The following is a 22,189-nucleotide window of genomic DNA, read 5'->3' on the forward strand; positions in this document are numbered from 1 at the left end:
GCAATGCTCGGCTTTAGTTTACTCAGTGATGAGTTTTGTGAGCTCATCCACATAATCCTGCATCGGTAGCGGATTCAATGATGCTTTTGTCTCAATATTCAGGCGCAGCAATGGCTCAGTGTTTGATGCACGAATGTTAAAGCGCCACTCGCCAAAATCGAGCCCAAAGCCATCTGTGGTATCAATCACGGGATTTTTGGGTTTGTAATGATTGACGATCTTTTCAATGGTGGCTTTTGTATCGGCAACCGTAAAATTAATCTCCCCACTGCATGGGAATTTTGCAATCATATTTTCCACCAGTGTGGAGAGATTCTGCTGTGTTTCTGACAAGAGCATCGTCACCAATAACCACGGAATCATGCCGCTATCACAGTAGGCAAAGTCTCTGAAATAGTGATGTGCGCTCATCTCGCCGCCATAAATGGCATTGTGTTCACGCATCACCTCTTTCATGTAAGCATGGCCAGATTTTGATTGCACGGCAATGCCATTATATTCCTCGATGACATCGACAGAGTTCCACACCAAGCGCGGATCATGCACGATTTTCTCGCCTTTTGATTTTAATAAAAATGCTTGGGCAAGTAGACCAACGATGTAGTAGCCTTCAATGAACTGACCTTTCTCATCAAATAGGAAACAGCGGTCAAAATCGCCATCCCATGCAATGCCCATATCCGCTTGATGCTCAAGCACGGCTTCACTGGTCACAGCGCGATTTTCAATCAAAATGGGGTTAGGAATGCCATTTGGGAAAGTGCCATCGGGATCATTGTGGATTTTGATGAGCTTAAGGGGAATATTGAGGGCTTTAAACTCAGCTTCTAGCGCATCAATCACATGGCCAGCTGCACCATTACCTGCATTCACCACCAATTTAAGGGGGCGGATTTTACTCGGTTCGATGTAGGATAATAGATGCGCGATGTATTCAGGCAAAATGTTATAAGGTTTTGTGGTGCCTTGATGGAGTGACTTCGTAAAATCCTCGCTGATGACCAGATCACGAATGGCTTTGAGTCCTGTATCTAAGCCAATGGGGCGCGCATTCTCACGCACCAACTTCATGCCATTGTAATCCATCGGATTGTGGCTAGCCGTCACTTCAATGCCGCCTTGAACATCTAAATGAAACGCACCAAAATAGACCTCTTCGGTGCCCGTTAAGCCTAAATCAAGCACATCAACACCGGCATCATTTAAACCGCGGCTGAGGGCATGTTTTAAGCCGTCACTCGTTAGGCGCACATCTGCACCCACAACGATGGTTTTAGGTTGATAAATTTGACCATAAGCACGGCCGACTTTATAGGCCAATGCTTCTGTGATTTCTGTGCCGAGTTTGCCGCGAATGTCGTAGGCTTTGAAGCAAGATAGGGTCATCAGTGGCTCCTTCAATTGGTATTATGTAGTTGTTTACGATTACGCACCGCTTGACGAATCAACACAATCATACATCCAAGCATGCCACCGAGTAAGAAACCGATAATGGTAATTAAGGCTTTATTAGGTTTTATCGGCTTTTCGGGTAATACAGGTGAAGCATCGATATGATAGAGTTGTACTTCTGATGCATTCGGTAATTTTGCATCTTGATAGAATTCAAGATTTGCTTTCATATCACGATATCTAGTGTTGTTACTAAAATTCTTTTTCTGAGCTTCTAGATATTTAAGAGTTTTTTCTAATGCAATTGTTCCTTGCATATATGCTTCAATCGGACGTTCCATAGTTGTTTCTAGTTTTAGATCTTTTGCAATTTGATATGCTACATTTAATCGATCAATTTCATTATTAAATTGCTCTGTAAGCTCATTTTCTAATGTTTTAAGCGTATCTTTAGTTTGTAAAATTACAGTATTAAGCTCAGCTTGACGATTTTTTAGAATTTGTGAAATGGCATGCTGATTCGTAAGTTTAAAATATTCTATCAATGCATCATAAGAGAGTTCAGGATCTATAGCATTGAATGTGACACTATAAATATTGCGTTCTTTATCAGTTTGTTTAATCGTAATATTTTTTTGAAAAGCTTCAAAGTTTGCCTGTGTATTTTGTGCTTTTATAGCATCAGTTTGTTTTGGTAGATATATGTGGGTAAAAAAATCACGTTGTATGTTTGTTGAACGAAGATTTTGTAGAAACATGTTATAAACTTCAGTAGAACTAATGGGTTTTAACGATGGTTCACTGGATATAACGAGACCACTATTCAAAGCATCAATTTGATATGTGAGTGGGGTGCTAATCGTAACTTCTGTTTGATAAACGGGCTTGATAATGATAAATGCAAAAATGATCGCAACCACCGTACACACAAATGTCACGCCCACAATCAGCCATTTGCCGCGCCATAAAGTGGCCACCAATTCAAATAAATCAATCTCGTCATTATTTTGTTCGGGTAAATTATTTTGTTGAGGATTATTCATATTGATCTGTACCTAGTGCACACAAGCGCCGCTTGTATGATTAAATTTATTGAATAAAAAAGCGTGCCATATTCTATTCTAAAGCTTAAGAATGGTCAAAATTATCTCCCACAGCATCTCCCCCATAAATCATGTAAAATCTCCCCATCCCACATCAACTTTTGGAAGATTATGTCTAAGCAAACCTTTTTAATCATCGATGGTTCTAACTTTCTTTTCCGTGCTTATCACGCATTGCCGCCCTTAACAACGCGCGCAGGGCAGCCAACGGGCGCCATTCGCGGCGTGATTACGATGTTTCAAAAGCTCTTAGACACTTTTAATCCTGCCTATGCCGCAGTGACGTTTGATGCGAAGGGCAAAAGCTTTCGCAGCGACTTATATGCCGATTACAAAGCCCATCGCCCGCCGATGCCCGATGACCTTCGTGCCCAAGTTACCCCCTTGATGGATGTGGTGGACTTTTTGGGTTTTCCACGTTTGATCATCGATGGCATTGAGGCGGATGACGTGATCGCAACACTCGCGTTAGAGGGCAAAGCGAAAGGTTATGAAGTGGTCATTGCCTCAAGTGATAAGGATTTGGCACAACTTGTGGGCGGTCCCATTAAAATGTTTGATGGCATGAAAAACCTCATGCTTGATCGTGATGGGGTGTATGAAAAATTTGGCGTCTATCCTGAAGCCATTCGCGATTATTTAACCTTGATGGGGGATAAAGCCGATAACATTCCAGGTGTTGAAGGCGTTGGGCCAAAAACCGCGGCAAAATGGTTGGCAGAGTATGAAACCCTCGATGGCATCATTGAAAATGCCGAAAAAATTAAGGGAAAAGTGGGTGAGCGCTTACGCAATTCATTAGAACAATTAGAATTGTCCCGTCAATTGACAACGCTGTTGATGGATGCAGATTTGCCTTATCGCGTGGAGGATTTAGCGCTGCGTGATCCGAATGTTGATGAACTCACCAAACTATACACAGAATTTGAGTTTAACTCATTGTTAAAGCAATTGATTTCAGGTAAACCCACGAGTGGCTTTCAGCCCATGCTCAATTCTCAAGTGATTGCACCACGCACGCATGAATGGATCATGCCAACGCCGCCGAACACCATTACGTATACAGCCGTGACCGATTTATCGGCATTAGAAGCATTCATTGCACGCGCTTATGGAGCCCATCGTGTGGCAGTTGATACCGAAACCGATGGCTTAGATGCCATGCAAGCAAAATTGGTGGGCATTTCGCTTGCGATCACCGGCGGGGAAGCGATTTATATTCCATTGCAGCATGATTTATTGGTGGCGCCAGAGCAATTGCCGATGCAGGATGTGTTAGATCGCTTAGCCCCTTTATTAGAAGATCCAAATGTGGCGCTTGTAGGGCAAAATTTAAAATATGATTGGCACATTTTTAAGCGCTATGGCATCACCTTAAATGGCATTGCCGATGATACGATGCTCGCAAGCTATGTATGGGATGCCACAGAAAAGCACAACATGGATGATTTGGCGCTGAACTATTTAGGGCACACCACAACGTCTTTTGAAGAGATCGCCGGTAAAGGTAAAAAACAGAAAACCTTTAATGAAATTCCGATAGAAACGGCTACCCATTATGCGGCAGAAGATGCAGACATTACGCTGCGTTTGTATCATGCGTTATCACCCCGCGTTGCGAGCATTGATACGCTGCAAAAGCTCTATCAAACCATCGAAATGCCGCTGTTAACGGTCTTGGCTAAAATGGAGCATGAAGGTATTTTAGTGAATGTTCCTCATTTAGAAGCCTTGAGCCGTGAATTATCGCAGCGTTTAGATGCATTAGAAGCACAAGCGTATGAACTTGCTGGCGAAACCTTTAACTTAGGTTCCCCAAAGCAATTGGGCGCGATTTTGTTTGAAAAATTGGGGTTGCCAGTGGTGAAAAAGACAGCCAAAGGTCAGCCTTCAACCAATGAAGAGGTATTGCAAGAACTGGCATTAGATTATCCGTTACCGAAATTGTTGATCGAGTATCGTGAGTTGTCTAAATTGAAATCCACCTATACAGATGCATTGGTGGCAGAGGTGAATCCCCACACAGGCCGCATTCATACCTCCTTTAATCAAGCTTTGACGTCTACAGGGCGCTTATCGTCATCAAAGCCTAATCTACAAAACATTCCGGTGCGCACAGAAGAAGGGCGTAAGATTCGCGAAGCCTTCATTGCCAAACCCGGTTACCGCATGATTTCTGCCGACTATTCACAAATTGAGTTGCGTTTAATGGCGCACTTCTCAGGCGATGAAACGTTGATCAATGCCTTTAAAAATGATCTCGATATTCATAGAGCTACAGCTTCAGAGGTTTTTCATACGCCGCTTGATGAAGTGTCCGGTGAGCTTCGCCGCTCCGCTAAAGCCATTAACTTTGGTTTGATTTATGGCATGGGCGCATTTGGCCTCGCAAAACAGCTTGGCATTTCGCGTGGGCAAGCCCAAGAATACATTCAGCGTTATTTCAGCCGTTATCCGACGATTTTGCAATTTATGGAAGATGCCAAAGAAAAAGCGCGTGCCAATGGCTATGTGGAAACATTGCTCGGTCGCCGCCTACCTTTACCAGAGATTAACAGCAGCAATGGCATGCAAAAAGCAGGTGCGGAACGAATTGCCGTCAATGCGCCATTGCAAGGCACAGCTGCGGACATCATTAAACTCGCCATGATCGAAGTGGATCAAAAGCTCAATGAAACCGGATTAGATGCCAAAGTATTGCTACAGGTGCACGATGAATTGGTGCTAGAAGCCAGTGATAAAGATGCAGAAAAAGTTGCTGCACTCCTAAAAACAGCGATGGAAAACGTCATCACCTTAAAAGTGCCCCTGAAAGTGGATGTGGCAATCGGCAGCAACTGGGATGAAGTGCACTGATGTTTCAAAAATACTTCTCCATTGGCATTCTCAATACGCTGCTGCACTGGCTGATTTTCGCGATTGCCTTACAGGGCTTTGGCATCGGGCAGGGCAGCGCAAACCTCATCGCGTTTGTGGTGGCGGTGACGTTCTCATTTTATATGAATGCTAAATTCACCTTTAAAAAGCAGGCAACGGGCCTACGATATGTGCTGTTTGTGGGCTTTATGGGATTATTAAGCTATGGCATTGGTGCATTGTCAGATCATTGGCAGCTTTATCCGATGATTACTTTAGTTGTGTTTTCCGCCGTGAGCCTTGTATTGGGCTATCTTTATTCTAAATTCGTTGTTTTCCATTAACATTATAAAAATATAATCATGACTCAACCCATAAAAATATCTTTAGTGGTTCCCGTCTATAATGAAGAGGCGGCGCTGCCCATTTTTTATCAAGCAGTGCGTGAGGCCCCCTTTTTAAAAGATTATGATCTTGAGATCGTTTTCATCAATGATGGCAGCCGCGATCAAACTGAAGCGATCATCAATGCGCTTGCGATCTCTGATCCGCGTGTACAAGCCTTAAGCTTTACCCGTAATTTTGGTAAAGAGCCGGCGCTTTTTGCAGGCTTAGAACATGCCACAGGGGATGCGGTGATTCCCATCGATGTGGATTTACAAGATCCGATCGAGGTGATCCCTGAGCTCATTGAAAAATGGCAAGCAGGCTTTGATGTGGTGCTCGCTAAACGCATTGATCGCTCATCTGACAGCTTTTTAAAACGCCAATCTGCAGGATTATTCTATAAACTCCATAATAAAATCAGCACACCAAAAATAGAAGAAAATGTGGGGGATTTTCGTTTAATGTCCCGCAACGTGGTGGAAAATATTAAAAAATTGCAGGAACGCAATCTTTTTATGAAAGGGATTTTGTCTTGGGTCGGCGGGCAAACGGCCGTGGTTGAATATGTGCGGGCAGAGCGCTCTGCTGGGGACACTAAATTCAATGCATGGAAGCTGTGGAATTTAGCCGTGGAGGGCATCACAAGCTTTTCAACCGCACCTTTACGCATTTGGGCATACTTGGGATTTGTGGTGGCGCTGTTATCTTTTAGTTATGGTGCGTACATGATTTTTGAGAAGATTGTGTTTGGCAATCCGGTGTCGGGATATCCTTCGATTTTGGTGTCGATCCTGTTTTTAGGGGGCATTCAGCTCATCGGTATTGGGGTTTTAGGGGAATATGTGGGCAGAATTTATATGGAAAGCAAACAGCGCCCGCGGTATTTGTTGAAAAAGATGGGGAGTGATAAAAAATGATGACGAAAGCTTGGCCGCGTTATCTCAGTTATGCAGTGGCGTTTAGTTTAGTGTTTTACATTGCGTATTTAACGCCGATTCACTCGGATGATTTTGCCTATTACAACATTGGGTTGCAATGGTCCGCGCATGTATCCCATTATCTTTCATGGAGTGGGCGATTAGTCTCTGATTACATTAGTCCGATTTTATTGCACTTAGAAAATGATGTGCTACGCAGTGGTATTTTGGCATTCGCGGTGGTAAGCATGGTTGCATTGGTGGCAAAACTGCCTGCGTTGGTTTTAAAACAGCAAGCATCCACATCGGTATTTGTGGGGTTATTTCTCATTTATTGGATCACCAATCCAACGTTGGGGCAAACCATTTTTTGGACAGTGGGGGCGGCAAACTATTTGTTCACCAATTTAGCGATTGTGATTTATTTATATTGTTTGATTAAATATATGCAATCATCTCAATCCATTTTGTGGTGGGTTGGCGTATTAATAATTTCACCTTTTGCAGCGTTTAGTAATGAAAATACCACGTGGATTGTTTTACTGTTCTCTATTGTGTCGACCTATTATTTGATGCGTTATCAGCAGGATTGGAAGATTTGGCTCTCTTCACTCATCATTGTGTTGGGCTTTTGTTTCTTTATTTTAAGTCCTGGCAATGCAGCACGTGCCGCCAGTGGTGCATTCGATGAGTTTTATGCCATGAGCTTTATGCATAGAGTTTGGGATTTTATGTTGTATCGTTACCCAACGGGCTTGAGTCGTATGGCACCTGCCTTATTGATTTTTATTGTATTGTGGCTCGTGGCATTGAAAAATCAAATGCCTGCACAATATAAACGAATTTCTATTGCTTTGGTCTTGATCGGCTTATTGAGTTTACTCTCTATGGTCATGTCACCGTTGTTGAGTGCACGCTCCACAAGTGGCCCGATTTTATTTGTACTTCTTGGCATTGCCGTTTTATTGCATTATTTGATGCATCATGTGATTACGCAGTGGCGATCTGTGTATCGTGTAACTTTGGTCATAATTGTTGCAATTTTTATTGTTTCTTATGGCATGATTGCCCATTCTTATCAAAGATTATCTGCACAAGGTTCAATGCTGAACGATGCCATTGATATTGCGCATACAAATGAAATCAAAGCGCCAACTTTGCCAGAGTTTTATTATGTGCCCTCACTGCGTAAGCGTGATTCATATGATGCACATTATAGTAGTGATTCGATGGCGACGTATTATGGCTTTGAGCATATTGACTTAAAGCCGATGGCTTTTGATTACAGTATTATGATGGAGCATTTGCCACATCAAGCACGGAATAATGATTTAGGCATTCAAGGTATTTATCTTGCGCCTGAGGGAATATTCGGACAAAAGACAACGATTGTGTTAGATATGCTGGCACAGCAGCAAACCAATGATGTTTTAGAGCTCATCATCACCAATCGCAGTGGAAAAACGGCAACTTTATCATTGCCGATGGATGCTGTGCCCATTCATGGACAATGGATCATAGGTGGCGTTGTTAAGATGAAGATGCAAGAGATCGTGCGCATCGAAGGGATGTTACGCTCTTCAAATTCAGTGGCAACGCAACCTGTTACAATTTATGGAGAATAATATGCAACTCATCACCTGGAACGTCAACTCCATCAATGTTCGTCAGCCGCAACTTGAGGCTTTGTTAAAGGATGCCGCGCCCGATGTGGTGGGGCTTCAGGAAATCAAGTGCGAAACGGCACAATTTCCCTTTGATGCCATCACGCAATTGGGCTATTACGCAGTGGCAAGCGGGCAAAAGTCTTACAATGGCGTTGCCCTCATTAGCCGCGATGAACCACGTGATGTCTCTGTCGGATTGCCAAATTATGCAGATGATCAGCAGCGCGTGATTGCCGCAACCATCAATGGCGTGCGTGTGGTGAATGTCTATGTGCCGAATGGTCAAGAAGTGGATTCAGAAAAATATGCCTATAAACTTGCATGGCTCGATGCATTTCATGAATATTTAGCAGATACCTTGGCACAATATGATACTGTTGTGGTGATGGGGGATTTTAACATCGTGCCAACGGACAATGATGTGTATGCACCTGAATTGTGGCGCGATAAGATTCTCTGTTCACCGCCGGAGCGTGCGGCGTTTGAAGGATTGCTGAGCTTAGGCTTGCAAGATGCCTTGCGCATTTTTGCGACGAATGATCCGCTCTTTACCTGGTGGGATTATCGCCAAGGGCAATTTGAAAAGGATGAAGGCATGCGCATTGACCATTTTTTATTGTCCAATGCCGCCAGCGCCCGAATGATGCGCGCAAAAGTACACAGAGAGATTCGCGCACTTGAACGTCCCTCTGATCATGCACCGGTGGCTATTTACTTAAAAGATTAAATAAATTATTGTATTAAGAATTTGCATAAAAACAGTTATCCAATTGGGGGTTAGTGAATGTTTTCGGGAAGTATAGTTGCGATTGTTACACCAATGTATCCAGATGGCCGCGTCGATTACGGTGCGCTCGAAAAGTTGGTGGAATGGCACATTATCAATAAAACAGATGCCATTGTTGCCGTTGGCACCACGGGCGAATCTGCAACGTTAGATTATGAAGAGCATCGTCAAGTGATCCGCAGTGTTGTAGAGTTTGCAGATGGTCGCGTGCCTGTGATTGCAGGGACAGGTTCAAACTCAACATTAGAAGCGTTGAAATTAACCCATTGGGCGGCAGAAGATGGTGCCGCAGCCTGTTTATTGGTGACGCCCTATTATAATAAACCGTCACAAGAAGGCTTATTTCAGCACTATAAATTGATTGCTGAATCTGTGGACATTCCACAAATTCTCTATAATGTGCCAGGTCGCACAGGTGTGGATTTATTGCCAGAGACGGTGGAACGTTTAGCAAACTTTGCAAACATTGTGGGCATCAAAGAAGCTTCAACATTAGAGCGCGTTGATGCATTGCTAGATAAAGTCGGCGAGCGCATTGCTGTATTCACCGGTGAAGATGGTGAATCTTGCGAAGCGATTTTACGCGGTGCAAAAGGCGTGATTTCTGTATCTGCGAATGTTGCCCCATTACAAATGCACAAAATGACGCAAGCGGCGATGGCTGGGGATCGTGAAAAGGCAGAAGCTTTGAACGAAGAGATCAAAGAATTGCACCGTTTGCTCTTCATTGAATCTAACCCGATTCCTGTGAAATGGGTGCTCAAAGAGATGGGTAAAATCCAAGGCGGCATTCGTTTGCCATTGATTGGATTGGATAAACAGTACCATTTGACGATGCAGGATTTGATCGCAAAATTACCGAATGCGTAATTTGTTGCTATAATGTCGCTCAATTTTAATCATTAATTTGTGTATTCAAACTATCCGGAAATTTATATGAAATATAACAAAGTGTTAATGGGTGGACTGGCAAGTTTAGTTGTGCTTGCGGGTTGCTCGACTAGTACAATTCAGCCTAAAGGTAGATTGGATTATTTAAATGCATCTTCTGTCAATCCATTGGAGTTGCCACCTGATTTGGTGAGCAGCGGTCACCGCGTGGATAGTAACAACCGAGCCACACAAATGTTGAGCGAATATCAAAAACAAGTGAACAATCGCAACAACTTATCCGATCGCGTATTGGTCTCTTCAGATGCTGTGCGTGTTGAACGCGCCGGCGACAACCGTTGGATCGTGACCACATTGCCACCTGAATATGTTTGGTCTCGCTCTGTGCAATTGTTCCAGGAAGTGGGTTTACCGATCGAAATCAGCAATCCTGAAGCGGGTATCTTAGAATCAGGTTGGGCAGAAAACCGCGCCGATGTGCCAGATTCTTGGATTCGTCAATTATTGAAGAGCACATTAGACAACGTATTCTCATCGCCCACGCGTGATAAATTCCGCATTCGTTTAGAACGTGGCAATAAAGGCGAAGTGCTTGTCTATGTGACGCATTATGGTATGAAAGATCAAGCCTCTGGCCGTGACAATGAATACCACACATGGGTGGATCGTCCACGTGATGCTGAGTTAGAAGCGGAAATGGTGTCACGTTTAGTGGCGAAATTGGGTGCAAAAGATGTTAAAGAGATCAACCGTGGCAATGCTGTGAACATCACAGAAACGCCAACAGGTGTTGTGATCAATCGCCCAGTAGATTCTTTGTGGGCGCAAGTGGGCAACGTGCTTGATGATGGCGCAATGTTCCAAGTGGAATCACAAAACAGCCAAGATCGCAGCTACATTGTGATGCAAAAAGATCCGAAGAAAACCACCGGCGGCGGTTTAGCGTTCTGGACAGATAAAAAACCTGTCTATTACCGCTTTAAAGTTCAGCTCGTGGACAACGGTAAAAACAGCACCGCCATCAACATCACATCATTAGATGGTGAGAAAAATGGCGAAATCATCCAACGTTTAAGAACCAATCTTCACTAAGAAGAGTTGATGTAAAGAGCGCCTGTTTGACAGGCGTTTCTTTTTTGTGTGAATTATGAATAGAATCCAAAAATTATCCCCGCAAGTCATCAATCAAATCGCCGCAGGCGAAGTGATCGAGCGCCCTGTATCTGTGGTTAAAGAGTTGGTGGAAAACAGCATCGATGCGGGCGCGACAGAAATTGTGATAGAAATTGTCGAAGGTGGCATGAAAGAGATCACCATTCGGGATAATGGCAGCGGCATCCACGAAGCGGATCTTTTATTGGCACTGACGAGTCACGCCACCAGTAAAATCCGTGATGCACACGATTTAGCACGCGTTTCAAGCCTAGGTTTTCGTGGGGAAGCATTGGCGAGTATTGCTTCAGTCTCTGAACTCACGTTAACCACGCGCACGCAAGATGCAAATCACGGCTTTAAAGTGCGCGGTGCGGGCAATGACACCATTGAAAAACCGATGCCAGCGGCGCATCCTTTGGGCACCACCATTGAGGTGAAAGACTTATTTTACAATGTGCCCGCGCGTAAAAAGTTTTTACGCACTGAGCGCACGGAGTTTAGCCACATTGAGGAGCTAGTTAAACGCTTATCTTTGGTGCGCTTTGAGATTGCCTTTAAGCTGTTACACAATGGCAAAGTGGTGTTTGACACAAAGGCTTGTGCCACGCAAGAAGAGCAAGAGCTGCGCATTCGCACCATTTTTAGCCAAGAATTTTTGGATCAATGTTTTTACTTCACTCATACGATGGAAGACATTCGTGGGGATCTCACCTTAAAAGGTTGGATTGCCAAACCCACCTTTTCGCGCCCACAAACCGATTGGCAGTTTGTGTATGTCAATGGTCGGATGGTGAAAGATCGCCTTGTGGCGCATGCCATTAAACAAGCGTATCAAGATGTATTGTATGGTCAGCGCCATCCTGCATTCATTGTTTATTTGACGATGGATCCTGAAGGCGTGGATGTCAATGCGCACCCTGCAAAGCATGAAGTGCGTTTTCGGGAATCGCGTTTTGTGCATGATTTTCTTTTTCGCACCATTCATCAAGTGGTGGCCAAACCCTTGTTGGAAATCGAAGCGCAGACCGAAAGCCCCATGCGACACAGTGCACCCATTGAATCGATGCGCCCACAACAGCAAAGTCGCCTCAATTTTAAAGCGGCATACAGCAGTGGTCATTCTACATATGTGGCGCCGAAAAGTGAGCCAGTGAATGTCTATGCGGCGCTTGGTTTAGGGGACAAAGAGAAAGATACACTCTCAAGCTTTGTGCCAAACTCTAAAGCAGCGGCGGCAACAGATGTGAGCGATGACGATGCGCCTTTAGGTTATGCCCTTGGGCAACTGCATGGCGCTTATATTTTGGCAGAGAATCAGCAAGGCTTGGTGTTGGTGGATATGCATGCGGCGCATGAGCGCATCATTTATGAGCGCTTTAAAAATAACATTCACAACGGTGAGCCATTGGTGCGCCAACCTTTATTGATCCCGAAAGTGATCACTTTAAGTGCACGCCATGTGGCAACGGTGGCAGAATTTAGGGCAGAATTAGAAGGCGTGGGCATTGTGGCAGATGTCTTTGGAGATAAAGAAGTGGTGATCCGTGAAGTGCCCGCTTCGCTTGTCAATGGTGATGTGGATGCTTTAATCACCGCAGTGATTGAGGATTTTGAGCGTTATGGCTCTAGCCAAAAGATCAAAGCGGCCATTAATGAAATTTTGAGCACAATGGCGTGCCACAGTGCGATTCGTCATCACCGCAAAATGACATTGCCAGAGATGAATGCGCTGCTGCGTGACATTGAGCGCACCGAACGCGCCGATCAATGCAATCATGGGCGCCCAACTTGGATGTCCATTGGTTTGACGGAACTAGACAATCTATTTTTACGAGGACAATAAATGCACCCATTGTATGGCGTTTTAGGCAATCCGATTGCCCACTCTAAATCACCGATGATTCATTCGGCATTTGCAGCATTGATGAACATTGAGCTCGATTATTCTGCGTATTGTTTGCCAATCGATGATTTTGAAGGTGCGCTCAAAGCGCTCATGGATCAAGGTTTACAAGGTGCAAATGTTACGGTGCCTTTTAAGGAAAATGCCTTTCGTTTAGCAAATCACTTAACGGTGGAAGCGAAAGAGGCGGGCGCCGTCAATACCCTGGCATTTAAAAATGGTGAGATCTTTGGGCACAATACCGATGGCAATGGCTTGATGTGTGATTTGAAAGATCGTTGTGGCGTTGAATTGAGCAATCGCCGCATTTTGGTGTTAGGGGCAGGGGGCGCTGCGAAAGGCATTTTAGGGCCGTTGTTGCATCAGTTGCCGTCAGAAATTGTGATCAGCAATCGCACATTCAGTAAAGCTGTTGCGCTCGCTGAGCAATTTAATGCATCAGGCAATGTGCTTGCATTAGAATGGGCGGATTTAACGGGGCATTTTGATGTGATCATCAATGCCACAAGCAGTTCATTACATGGTGAATTCACGCCGCTCCCTTGTACGATGGATGCTCAAACCATTGGTTATGATTTGATGTATGGTGCAAAACCCACCGTCTTTATGGATTATTTAGCAAAACAGGGCGCGGTTAAAATTTATGATGGCTTAGGGATGCTTGTGGAGCAAGCGGCGCTCAGTTTTGAGTTTTGGCATGGCATCAAGCCACAAACTGAAACGGTTTATCAAGATTTGCGTCAAATTCTGCTATCATGATGCCCATAATTTTGCATGAAAGGAATGAGAGTCATGAGTGACAAAGAAAAAATCGACTTTGGCTATGAAACCATTGATAAAGATGAAAAAGAAGAGCGCGTTGCTGAAGTGTTTCACTCGGTTGCATCTAAATATGATGTAATGAATGATGTCATGAGCATGGGTGTGCACCGCTTATGGAAACGCACCATGATTGAATTAACAGGCGCGCGTAAAGGGCAAATGGCACTCGATTTAGCCGGTGGCACTGGCGAGATCGCCATGAAGGTGGCCAAGCGTGTGGGTGATGAAGGGCATGTGGTGTTGTCAGACATCAATTCATCGATGCTCGAAGAGGGCAGAAAGCGCGTCATCAACTCAGGCTTTGGCGGAATGATCTCCTTTAAAATCATCAATGCAGAAGAGATTCCTTTTCCGGACAATACCTTTGATTTGGTCACCATCAGTTTTGGTTTACGCAATGTGACAGATAAGCTCAAAGCCCTCAAAGAGATGCGCCGCGTGACAAAACCTGGCGGTCGCACTGTGGTGATGGAGTTTTCAAAACCTGTTGCCCCGGGCTTAGCACCCATTTATGATTTTTACTCTTTTAAAGCTTTGCCATTGATGGGTAAAATCATCGCCAATGATGAAGACAGCTACCGCTATTTAGCAGAGTCCATCCGCATGCATCCGGATCAAGAAACCATGAAAGCGATGATGCTAGAAGCGGGCTTTGATGAAGTGGAATACAAAAATTTAACGGGCGGCATCGTGGCGATTCACCGCGGCTTTGTTTTTTAATCTAAAAGGGTAATCTATGTTCTCACGTTGGCTTCGTGCGTTAAAAATTCATTGGATTTTAATGCGTTATGGTTTGTATGAATTGGTGTTTTTGATTCCATTCTTCAGACTCTTTGTGTTTTTAAAGCCCTTAGTCAACTTGCTGAATAAATATAAGGACACGCCGTTACCGGTGCGCATTCGCTTAGCCCTTGAAGCCCTTGGCCCCACATTTGTGAAGCTTGGGCAAGTGCTCTCTACACGTAATGATCTTTTTCCGGAAGATTACATTGAGGAGTTCTCAAAGCTTCAGGACAATGTGCCGGCTTTTGATTCAAACATCGCCATTGAGATCATTGAGCGCGCGTTAAAGCAGCCGATCAGTGAAGTGTTCCGTGAGTTTGATGAAGTGCCGATGGCGGCCGCATCAATCGCCCAAGTGCACAGCGCCATCCTTAAAAATGGTGATCATGTTGTGGTCAAAGTGGTGCGCCCAAACATCCAAAAAGTGATCCTACGAGATGTGCAATTGATGGAGATGATTGCAGAAGCGGTGGAAGAATATGTGGCCGGCGGTGATCGCCTTCGCCCGGTGGAAGTGGTGGCAGAATACAAGCGCACCATTTTAAGCGAGCTTGATTTAACCCGTGAAGCGGCCAATGGTTTGCAATTAAAACGCAACTTTGAAGGCAGCCACGAGATGTATGTGCCACACATTTATTTAGAATACACTTCTAAAAACATCATGGTGATGGAGAAAATCAGCGGCATTCCGGTGGATCATGTGGAAACGTTGCGTGACCTTGGCGTCAATATTCCTAAATTGGCAGAGCTCAGCGTGGAAGTCTTCTTTAAACAAGTGTTTGTGGACAGCTTTTTCCATGCAGACATGCATCCTGGGAATATTTTTGTGGATGCCACCGACCCTGCGAATCCCTCTTACATTGCGCTGGATTACGGCATCATTGGTACACTCGGTGAAGAAGATAAACACTATTTGGCCAGTAACTTTTTGGCGTTCTTTAACCGTGATTATCGCCGCGTGGCAGAATTGCATGTGGAATCTGGTTGGGTGCCCGCAGATACTTCGATTGAAGAGTTAGAATCTGCCATTCGTTCCATTTGTGAGCCGATTTTCAATAAGCCGCTCAGTGAAATTTCCTTTGGCGGATTGTTGTTGAGTCTTTTTCAAACGGGGCGCCGCTTTAATATGGTGGTGCAGCCGCAATTGGTATTGTTGCAAAAGACGCTCTTTAACATTGAAGGCATTGGGCGCAAACTCTATCCTGAATTGGATCTATGGAAAACGGCTAAACCCTTTTTAGTTAAATTTGTGAAAAATCAAAAGAGCGCGAAAACGGTGCTGCGTAAGTATCAAAACGCCATTCCAAGCTGGATTGATCATTTACCGGACGCCATGCAAAATCTCTATTTGATCTCCCAAGACATGGTGCGCGGGCAGTTTAAAACGGATCTTAATGAGAAAACGCTGGAAAAATATCAGAAAATTCAAGCCAAACAAACCACACGCAAAGTGTATGGATTGCTCGGTGCAGCAACGCTGGTTGCCACGATCGTCAGTTGGCATCATTTAGAAGATTTCTTGGGCGTTTTTCTCATCTTATTGGCAGTTTTTGCATTTTATCAAGCACTTCGTGAGTAAAGGGCTGTAAAGAATTTAAACAATGCGGATATTTTCGTTATAATCACTCAGTGATCTAATCACACCGGTTGTCAAAATATTAATAATTTGGGAGTAAAATAATGAAGAAATTAGCATTATTGGCTGCTTTGTCTGTTGCCACGATGAGTGCAGGTTTTGCGCAAGATTTAGAACAAGCGAAAAAAGTGCGTCAATCCATGTTCCAAGTCGCTGCATGGGAAATGGGCACATTAGCGGGCATGGCCAAAGGTGAAATTCCTTTTGATGCCGCTAAAGCTGAAAAAGCTGCAAAAGTGATGAATGCCATGGCCATCTCTTTAGATGAAGTGTTCATTCCAGGCAGCTATGCAGGTTCTAAAGTGCGTTCTGAAATCAATACAAAACCAGAATTGTTCCAAAAAGATGCGGCAAACTTTGTGAAAGAGAGCGAAGCGATGATCACAGCGGCAAGCTCTGAAGCCACATTAAAAGCACAATTAGGTAAACTAGGCAGCACATGTAAGAGCTGTCATGACAGTTTCCGCGCGGACTAATCCGTTCGGTTAAACCATAAACAAGGTGCCCGTTCACCTTGTTTTTACTTTGATAGGAGAGGGAATTGATGACAACAATGGTTCGTAAACTTAGCCGCTTAGCTGCTTTGACCGGTTTAATGGCCTTAGGCACCACGGCATTTGCGAAAGAAGTGCGCATTTATAACTGGACGGATTATATTGATCCGGAGCTCGTCACAGAATTCACTAAACAGACGGGCATTGATGTGGTGTATGACACCTTTGACAGCAATGATGTGTTATTGGCAAAAAGTTTGGCCGGTAATTCAGGTTATGACATTGTTGTGCCTTCGGATTATACGGTGGCTTACCTCATTCAAGCGAATAAATTAGCACCCATTGAAGCGGATAAAATTCCTAATCTCAAAAACATTTGGCCATTTGTCACCGAGCGTTTGAGCGCCTTTAACGGGATGAATGAGCACTCTGTGCCTTATTTTTGGGGCACAACGGGCATTGCCTATGATGCCAATAAAATTAAAGAATTGATTCCAGATGCGCCAACGGATTCTTTAGAACTCATCATGAATCCAAAATATGCTGAGAAATTGGCAAGCTGCGGCATTTACATGGTGGATAACCCAAGTGAAGTGTTGCCGGTCATCAATATGTATTTAGGCATTCCGGCAGAATCCACCGATCAAAAAGATTTAGACAAAGCGTATGATGCGTTAAAACAGATTCGCCCGTATGTGAAAAAATTCCACTCCTCTGAATACATTTCAGCATTGGCCAATGGGGATGCGTGTGTGGCGTTTGGTTGGTCAGGGGATGTGTATTTAGCCCGTGCGCGCGCTGAAGAGGCAAACACAGGTGTGGACATTAAATATTTTGTGCCTAAAGAGGGCAGCCTGGTTTGGTTTGATCAGTTCACGATTTTAGATGATGCACCGAACAAAGATGAAGCCTACGCCTTCATTAATTTTATGTTAGATCCTCAAAACAATGCCCGTTCCGCGAACTATGTTGAGTACGCCACATCAAACGAAGCGGCGTTTCCTTACGTGAGTGAGCACCTTATTAATGACAAGATCTTGTATCCTGGTCAAGAAGATCTCAATAAACTTCACATTAAGCAACCTTACACGCGCTCAGATCAAAAAAAATTGGTAAAATTTTGGCAGAATCTAAAAAATAGGAAGTAGAGGGGGAAGTGTCATGGAGATAATGCGTCGTGAGGAGTTTTTGAGCTCCATCATTAACAAACAAGCGACAACGAACGATCATGTGTTGCGCATTCAGTTTGAACTCAAACATGGGGATGCGGAAAACTTAGTGGGCGCATTATTAGACTATTTCATTGTCTCAGATGCAGAACAGAGCATCGATCGCACTAAAGTGACGAAAGATGGCATGTTTCAATTAGATGACGATTGGTTGCTCTTTTTTTATGATCATTTAGAAAAGAGTGTGCATCCGTGTACACCTTTGCCACGCAGTTGTAAAAGTGTCTTGACAGAAGATGTGCAAGGCACTTTTGATTTTATTGCCAACCCTTATTGATTTGATCGAGCATGAACATAGCCATAGAACTGTTAGGCGCCGATGCTAGGTTTCGCGCGAGCATTGCCCAATTTTTGAAATTGAAATCAAAAGATCGTTTTGTCCTTGCAGATAAAGGGACGATCACATTGATTGATGCCGACTCCATTGAAGGGAAAAAGGCATTACAAAAACATTTAGATGATCACACCATCATTCTCTCTGTCATGCCAGAGCAGTGGGATCATCCCTATTTTGTGAAAAAACCCATCAAAATTGATGAGCTCATGGCGGTGCTTGAAAAGGTTGCGGCCATCGCGCCTATTGAGGCTCTTGCCGTAGAAGAAACCCCACATGAAGTCATTGCTGATGCACAAGCCACCGGTAATCCTTTTGCCAAATTTTTAGACCCAAGTTACATGGCAAAACATAAAGCGGGGCAAAATATGTTTGCCAAGATTGCTCAAAACGGCGCCGTCGCGTCAGAAGCGCCCGCAGAACCTGCATCCGCAAAGCTCGATTATCAGCTTTTTAGCACTTGGCAAGATGAGCTGACCGATCGAAAAGGGCTCACAAAATACACGTATGATAATTATTTAGAACAAACGGCGGGGAAAGATTTGTATGATTCCTCTTGTCTATATGGCAATCAAGAGGAGTGCTTTGTGGACATGGCCGACCATGCGAGTGTGTGGCTTTTTGAAAAAGTCCTCAAAATGGATAAAAAAGGCCCGATCTACTATTTTGATTATCTCGATGGTATTGTATTTATATTTGCCGATGGTATTGTATTATCAAACTTAGCAGTGGAAAGATTGCATGATTTTTCAAAAGCCACAAAAGATGAGATTGTGCTTAAAGCCGTGGCCTCTGAGGCAGAATTTTTATCATTGTTAAATCGGTATGAGCAATATTCGTATGGGGATGCCTTAGGCATCATGTGCCGCGCGGTGTTGATGGGGGCAAATGGCCGAATCATCAATGGTAAAGACATCAAAGAGCCCTTAGGTTTAATGAAGCACGATGGGCAAGCGAAGATGGTTTTAACGCTGCCGCACGCAAAAGAGATGGAGAACATTTGGCGCTATCGCAATGTATCATTGCGCGATACTGCGGAATTACTCACGGAAGTCAATCCGTACCACATCTTTTCCTATTACACGATGTGCGATCTTTACGGTTATTTTGATCGCAAAGTTGAGGATCATAAAAACAGGAATCAATTGGATTTAAATACGTTGTTGTCAGAGTTACAAAAGCTATAAAGCAATTAAAGGTATAAATAAATGAAACAATATAAGATATTATTTGTCGGTCCTGTTGCCAGCGGTAAAACCACCGCAGTCAAAAGCTTATGCGGCGAAGATAATGTTGTGACAACTTGTAAAAAAACCAGTGATGAAGTGGCGTCAATTAAAGGCGATACGACAGTCTCTTTAGACTATGGTATTTTGCCGTTCAATAGTGGCTTGAAATTGCATATCTACGCAGCGCCCGGACAAGAGCGTTTCCATTTTATGCATGACATTTTAATGCAAGGCACCATTGGCACCATTTTATTACTGAGCATGCGCCACATTAAAGTCGAAGAAGTGGGTCAAATTTTATATGAATATTTGCAAGTGATCGAAAGCACGCCTTGCATCGTGGGTGTGACACAAACTGAAGGGTTTGATCAAGGGGAAATCGATCTATTTTTAAACGCAATTTTTCAATATCACCCATCGCTTTCTGATACAATGACCGCGGACGTTAGGAAAAAACATGATGTTCTTAAACTGGTCGAGAAGATGGTTGTAAAGGCTAACGAACGATGATAGGAAAAAAATATATTACAGTAACGGCCCAAGGCGCGTTATATGCAGTACAGAAGTCAACGACCAATCAGGCGGTGCGTAATGTCTTGTTGAAGTTGCTGAGTATGAAGGAAAGTCCCGAATTATCGGATGATTTGATTTGTCAATTGACCGGCTTTGCTGCTGATAAAATCAAATTGGCTAAAGCCATTTTTTACCAGTTAGAGATTATGCATTTCATTCAGGCGGAGACTAAAGTTGTCTCAGTGCCAATGATTAACTTCGAGAATGATCTGCCGTCAATGTTATCAATGTATTCTAGTTTAGGGAAAGCGTTACTTTCGGATCAACTAGGGTTCTTATTAGGTAACGTTGGTTTTCCTGATGAAGAGCTGAACGGAATAGCAGCAATGAGTACGCGTTTAGCCGCTTTGTATGATGATAGTTACGCAACGGTTTCTAATATTTTAGGCGGACATAGCCATGTTGGTGTGGGTATTACGAACTATCAGGGTATGACGCAGTTGGGTATTTATGCTATGGACGTTTCAGGTAATCAATTTACCTTGACGATTGCGGGTATCCCTTTTTTAAATCAAAAAGCTTTTCGAGATTTAATATGGGTGTTAGTATATCGATATGGCAATGTTAAGTTCAAAAAGAACTAGAGATATAATAAAAGGATAAGTATATGCGTGAAGAAGTGTTGAACTCAATTTTAAGTGAATTGAATGGTACATCTGCGGATATAGAGGCTTCTGCGATTATTTCGACAGATGGTTTAATCATGAGTTCACTCTTGCCGGCAAGTATGGACGAAGATCACGTCGGTGCGATGAGTGCGGCAATGTTATCTTTAGGTGAACGTATCGCTAAGGAATTAGCGAGAGGTGAGTTAGAGCAAGTGTTGGTTAAAGGGGCTTCTGGTTATGTCATTATGACATCTGCGGGTAATGATGCAGTTTTATCAGTCATGTGTAAGTCAAATGCTCGTTTAGGTTTGATCTTCCTAGACATCAAACGAGCATCCGAAGCAATTAAGCCGATGCTATAAGATGGCTAAAAAAGAAGCCCACTTTGACAGTGGGTTTTTTTGCGCCCTTAAAAAGTGAAATCTTTTGTATAATGAAACTTTTGGCTGAGATGGACAACTATGAGTGAACGAATCAAACATCCATTGATCATATTAGGATCAGGTCCTGCGGGATATACGGCGGCATTGTATGCGGCGCGTGCAAATTTAAAACCTGTGATCATCACAGGGATTCAGCAGGGCGGTCAATTAATGACCACCACAGAAATTGACAACTGGCCAGGCGGCGAAGCAGGTTTAACAGGGCCAGCATTAATGGCGCGTTTAGCAGAACATGCAGAGCGCTTTGGCACAGAGATGATTTGGGATCACATTGAAAAAGTCGATCTTTCAGGTTCTACATTCATCTTAGAAGGTGGCAGCAGCACCTATGAATGTGATGCCTTGATCATCGCAACGGGCGCGACCGCAAAATATTTAGGTTTGCCCTCTGAAGAGGCTTATAAAGGCAAAGGCGTCTCTGCTTGTGCCACATGTGATGGCTTTTTCTATAAAGATCAAGAAGTCGTTGTGGTGGGCGGTGGTAACACTGCGGTGGAAGAAGCACTCTATTTAAGTGGCATTGCCTCAAAAGTGCATGTGATTCATCGCCGCGATACATTCCGCGCTGAAAAAATCATGGTGGAAAAGTTATACCAAAAGGTTGAAGAAGGTAAAATTGAGCTCCATCTCAATAGCGTGTTGCATGAAGTGGCGGGCGATGGCGCTGTGGTGCAAGGTGTGAATATTTTGGATGTGGCAACGGATGCTGTGAAATCTGTGCCCGTGCAAGGTGTGTTCATTGCCATTGGTCATCACCCAAATACGGACATGTTCACAGGTCAACTTGAGATGGTCGATGGCTATATCAAAGTGCGTTCAGGCATTGAAGGCAATGCGACAGCGACAAGTGTTGCGGGCGTATTTGCTTGTGGAGATGTGATGGATTCGGTGTATCGCCAAGCCATTACATCCGCGGGTACCGGCTGCATGGCAGCATTGGATGTTGAAAAATACTTAGAAACAATCAATTAAGGAGTTTA

Annotated in this window: 21 protein-coding genes; 19 read left to right on the forward strand and 2 right to left on the reverse strand. The window is 43.8% G+C overall.

The window, feature by feature from the left end:
• Positions 1 to 18 precede the first annotated feature (18 nt).
• A complete protein-coding gene (locus B143_RS0105145) occupies positions 19 to 1,389 on the reverse strand; it encodes a phosphohexomutase domain-containing protein (RefSeq protein ID WP_169328683.1) in 1,371 nt (456 codons plus the stop codon).
• A gap of 8 nt (positions 1,390 to 1,397) precedes the next feature.
• The gene (locus B143_RS0105150; protein ID WP_018122474.1) at positions 1,398 to 2,435 is read right to left on the reverse strand and encodes an LPS O-antigen chain length determinant protein WzzB; all 1,038 of its coding nucleotides are present in this window, start codon (positions 2,433 to 2,435) and stop codon (positions 1,398 to 1,400) included.
• Positions 2,436 to 2,606: 171 nt separating this feature from the next.
• On the opposite strand from B143_RS0105150, the gene polA reads away from it, so the two are divergent.
• The 19 genes from polA (at position 2,607) to trxB (ending at position 22,181) form a co-directional block, all read left to right on the forward strand.
• Positions 2,607 to 5,351 carry a DNA polymerase I gene (gene polA, locus B143_RS0105155; protein WP_018122475.1) on the forward strand — a complete coding sequence of 915 codons (2,745 nt, stop codon included), beginning with the start codon at positions 2,607 to 2,609 and terminating at the stop codon, positions 5,349 to 5,351.
• Positions 5,351 to 5,695 carry a GtrA family protein gene (locus B143_RS0105160; RefSeq protein ID WP_018122476.1) on the forward strand — a complete coding sequence of 115 codons (345 nt, stop codon included), beginning with the start codon at positions 5,351 to 5,353 and terminating at the stop codon, positions 5,693 to 5,695. Before polA ends, B143_RS0105160 begins: the two co-directional genes overlap by 1 nt.
• A gap of 30 nt (positions 5,696 to 5,725) precedes the next feature.
• A complete protein-coding gene (locus B143_RS0105165) occupies positions 5,726 to 6,655 on the forward strand; it encodes a glycosyltransferase (RefSeq protein WP_026165718.1) in 930 nt (309 codons plus the stop codon).
• Positions 6,652 to 8,280, forward strand: a complete 1,629-nt coding sequence (locus B143_RS0105170; protein WP_018122478.1) for a DUF6056 family protein — start codon at positions 6,652 to 6,654, stop codon at positions 8,278 to 8,280. The genes B143_RS0105165 and B143_RS0105170 overlap by 4 nt, the downstream gene beginning before the upstream one ends.
• 1 nt (position 8,281) lies before the next feature.
• Positions 8,282 to 9,049 (forward strand): exodeoxyribonuclease III, encoded by a 768-nt coding sequence (xth, locus tag B143_RS0105175; RefSeq protein WP_018122479.1) that lies wholly within the window; start codon positions 8,282 to 8,284, stop codon positions 9,047 to 9,049.
• Positions 9,050 to 9,106: 57 nt separating this feature from the next.
• Entirely contained in the window at positions 9,107 to 9,979 is an 873-nt protein-coding gene (gene dapA / locus B143_RS0105180; protein WP_026165719.1) for a 4-hydroxy-tetrahydrodipicolinate synthase, read from the forward strand.
• Positions 9,980 to 10,045: 66 nt separating this feature from the next.
• A complete protein-coding gene (gene bamC / locus B143_RS0105185) occupies positions 10,046 to 11,092 on the forward strand; it encodes an NlpB/DapX family lipoprotein (protein ID WP_008316278.1) in 1,047 nt (348 codons plus the stop codon).
• Positions 11,093 to 11,147: 55 nt separating this feature from the next.
• Positions 11,148 to 12,998: a DNA mismatch repair endonuclease MutL gene (gene mutL / locus B143_RS0105190; RefSeq protein ID WP_018122481.1), complete on the forward strand. Its 1,851-nt coding sequence runs from the start codon at positions 11,148 to 11,150 to the stop codon at positions 12,996 to 12,998.
• Positions 12,999 to 13,817: a shikimate dehydrogenase gene (gene aroE, locus B143_RS0105195; protein WP_018122482.1), complete on the forward strand. Its 819-nt coding sequence runs from the start codon at positions 12,999 to 13,001 to the stop codon at positions 13,815 to 13,817.
• A 33-nt stretch (positions 13,818 to 13,850) separates the two neighbouring features.
• On the forward strand, positions 13,851 to 14,600 hold the full coding sequence (gene ubiE / locus B143_RS0105200; protein ID WP_018122483.1) for a bifunctional demethylmenaquinone methyltransferase/2-methoxy-6-polyprenyl-1,4-benzoquinol methylase UbiE: 750 nt from the start codon (positions 13,851 to 13,853) through the stop codon (positions 14,598 to 14,600).
• 16 nt (positions 14,601 to 14,616) lie between these two features.
• Positions 14,617 to 16,242 (forward strand): ubiquinone biosynthesis regulatory protein kinase UbiB, encoded by a 1,626-nt coding sequence (ubiB, locus tag B143_RS0105205; RefSeq protein WP_018122484.1) that lies wholly within the window; start codon positions 14,617 to 14,619, stop codon positions 16,240 to 16,242.
• Positions 16,243 to 16,343: 101 nt separating this feature from the next.
• Entirely contained in the window at positions 16,344 to 16,775 is a 432-nt protein-coding gene (locus B143_RS0105210; protein ID WP_008316283.1) for a c-type cytochrome, read from the forward strand.
• Between the two features lie 68 nt (positions 16,776 to 16,843).
• Complete coding sequence (locus B143_RS0105215; protein WP_008316284.1) at positions 16,844 to 17,941, forward strand: extracellular solute-binding protein; 1,098 nt, start codon at positions 16,844 to 16,846, stop codon at positions 17,939 to 17,941.
• Positions 17,942 to 17,954: 13 nt separating this feature from the next.
• Positions 17,955 to 18,299, forward strand: coding sequence for a hypothetical protein (locus B143_RS0105220; protein ID WP_248647505.1), 345 nt, complete (start codon positions 17,955 to 17,957; stop codon positions 18,297 to 18,299).
• 11 nt (positions 18,300 to 18,310) lie between these two features.
• Positions 18,311 to 19,543: a hypothetical protein gene (locus B143_RS0105225; protein WP_018122486.1), complete on the forward strand. Its 1,233-nt coding sequence runs from the start codon at positions 18,311 to 18,313 to the stop codon at positions 19,541 to 19,543.
• 21 nt (positions 19,544 to 19,564) lie between these two features.
• A complete protein-coding gene (locus tag B143_RS0105230; RefSeq protein WP_008316291.1) occupies positions 19,565 to 20,095 on the forward strand; it encodes a GTP-binding protein in 531 nt (176 codons plus the stop codon).
• The gene (locus B143_RS0105235; protein ID WP_008316294.1) at positions 20,092 to 20,742 is read left to right on the forward strand and encodes a hypothetical protein; all 651 of its coding nucleotides are present in this window, start codon (positions 20,092 to 20,094) and stop codon (positions 20,740 to 20,742) included. The genes B143_RS0105230 and B143_RS0105235 overlap by 4 nt, the downstream gene beginning before the upstream one ends.
• Positions 20,743 to 20,765: 23 nt before the next feature.
• Entirely contained in the window at positions 20,766 to 21,128 is a 363-nt protein-coding gene (locus B143_RS0105240) for a roadblock/LC7 domain-containing protein (RefSeq protein WP_008316295.1), read from the forward strand.
• A gap of 99 nt (positions 21,129 to 21,227) precedes the next feature.
• Entirely contained in the window at positions 21,228 to 22,181 is a 954-nt protein-coding gene (gene trxB, locus B143_RS0105245; RefSeq protein WP_018122487.1) for a thioredoxin-disulfide reductase, read from the forward strand.
• The last annotated feature ends 8 nt before the right edge of the window (positions 22,182 to 22,189 follow it).

Origin of the sequence: Wohlfahrtiimonas chitiniclastica DSM 18708 (genome assembly GCF_000375345.1) — a bacterium.
In the GTDB taxonomy this organism is placed as follows: Bacteria; Pseudomonadota; Gammaproteobacteria; order Cardiobacteriales; family Wohlfahrtiimonadaceae; genus Wohlfahrtiimonas; species Wohlfahrtiimonas chitiniclastica.

What these genes read in the sequence shown, in the direction of transcription:
- B143_RS0105230 (WP_008316291.1), top strand. Translation starts at nt 19,565, where the DNA reads ATGAAACAATATAAGATATTATTTGTCGGTCCTGTTGCCAGCGGTAAA.
- B143_RS0105210 (WP_008316283.1), top strand. Translation starts at nt 16,344, where the DNA reads ATGAAGAAATTAGCATTATTGGCTGCTTTGTCTGTTGCCACGATGAGT.
- polA (WP_018122475.1), top strand. Translation starts at nt 2,607, where the DNA reads ATGTCTAAGCAAACCTTTTTAATCATCGATGGTTCTAACTTTCTTTTC.
- bamC (WP_008316278.1), top strand. Translation starts at nt 10,046, where the DNA reads ATGAAATATAACAAAGTGTTAATGGGTGGACTGGCAAGTTTAGTTGTG.
- B143_RS0105215 (WP_008316284.1), top strand. Translation starts at nt 16,844, where the DNA reads ATGACAACAATGGTTCGTAAACTTAGCCGCTTAGCTGCTTTGACCGGT.
- B143_RS0105160 (WP_018122476.1), top strand. Translation starts at nt 5,351, where the DNA reads ATGTTTCAAAAATACTTCTCCATTGGCATTCTCAATACGCTGCTGCAC.
- B143_RS0105235 (WP_008316294.1), top strand. Translation starts at nt 20,092, where the DNA reads ATGATAGGAAAAAAATATATTACAGTAACGGCCCAAGGCGCGTTATAT.
- xth (WP_018122479.1), top strand. Translation starts at nt 8,282, where the DNA reads ATGCAACTCATCACCTGGAACGTCAACTCCATCAATGTTCGTCAGCCG.
- ubiE (WP_018122483.1), top strand. Translation starts at nt 13,851, where the DNA reads ATGAGTGACAAAGAAAAAATCGACTTTGGCTATGAAACCATTGATAAA.
- B143_RS0105150 (WP_018122474.1), bottom strand. Translation starts at nt 2,435, where the DNA reads ATGAATAATCCTCAACAAAATAATTTACCCGAACAAAATAATGACGAG.
- mutL (WP_018122481.1), top strand. Translation starts at nt 11,148, where the DNA reads ATGAATAGAATCCAAAAATTATCCCCGCAAGTCATCAATCAAATCGCC.
- B143_RS0105170 (WP_018122478.1), top strand. Translation starts at nt 6,652, where the DNA reads ATGATGACGAAAGCTTGGCCGCGTTATCTCAGTTATGCAGTGGCGTTT.
- trxB (WP_018122487.1), top strand. Translation starts at nt 21,228, where the DNA reads ATGAGTGAACGAATCAAACATCCATTGATCATATTAGGATCAGGTCCT.
- ubiB (WP_018122484.1), top strand. Translation starts at nt 14,617, where the DNA reads ATGTTCTCACGTTGGCTTCGTGCGTTAAAAATTCATTGGATTTTAATG.
- dapA (WP_026165719.1), top strand. Translation starts at nt 9,107, where the DNA reads ATGTTTTCGGGAAGTATAGTTGCGATTGTTACACCAATGTATCCAGAT.
- B143_RS0105240 (WP_008316295.1), top strand. Translation starts at nt 20,766, where the DNA reads ATGCGTGAAGAAGTGTTGAACTCAATTTTAAGTGAATTGAATGGTACA.
- B143_RS0105225 (WP_018122486.1), top strand. Translation starts at nt 18,311, where the DNA reads ATGAACATAGCCATAGAACTGTTAGGCGCCGATGCTAGGTTTCGCGCG.
- aroE (WP_018122482.1), top strand. Translation starts at nt 12,999, where the DNA reads ATGCACCCATTGTATGGCGTTTTAGGCAATCCGATTGCCCACTCTAAA.
- B143_RS0105220 (WP_248647505.1), top strand. Translation starts at nt 17,955, where the DNA reads ATGGAGATAATGCGTCGTGAGGAGTTTTTGAGCTCCATCATTAACAAA.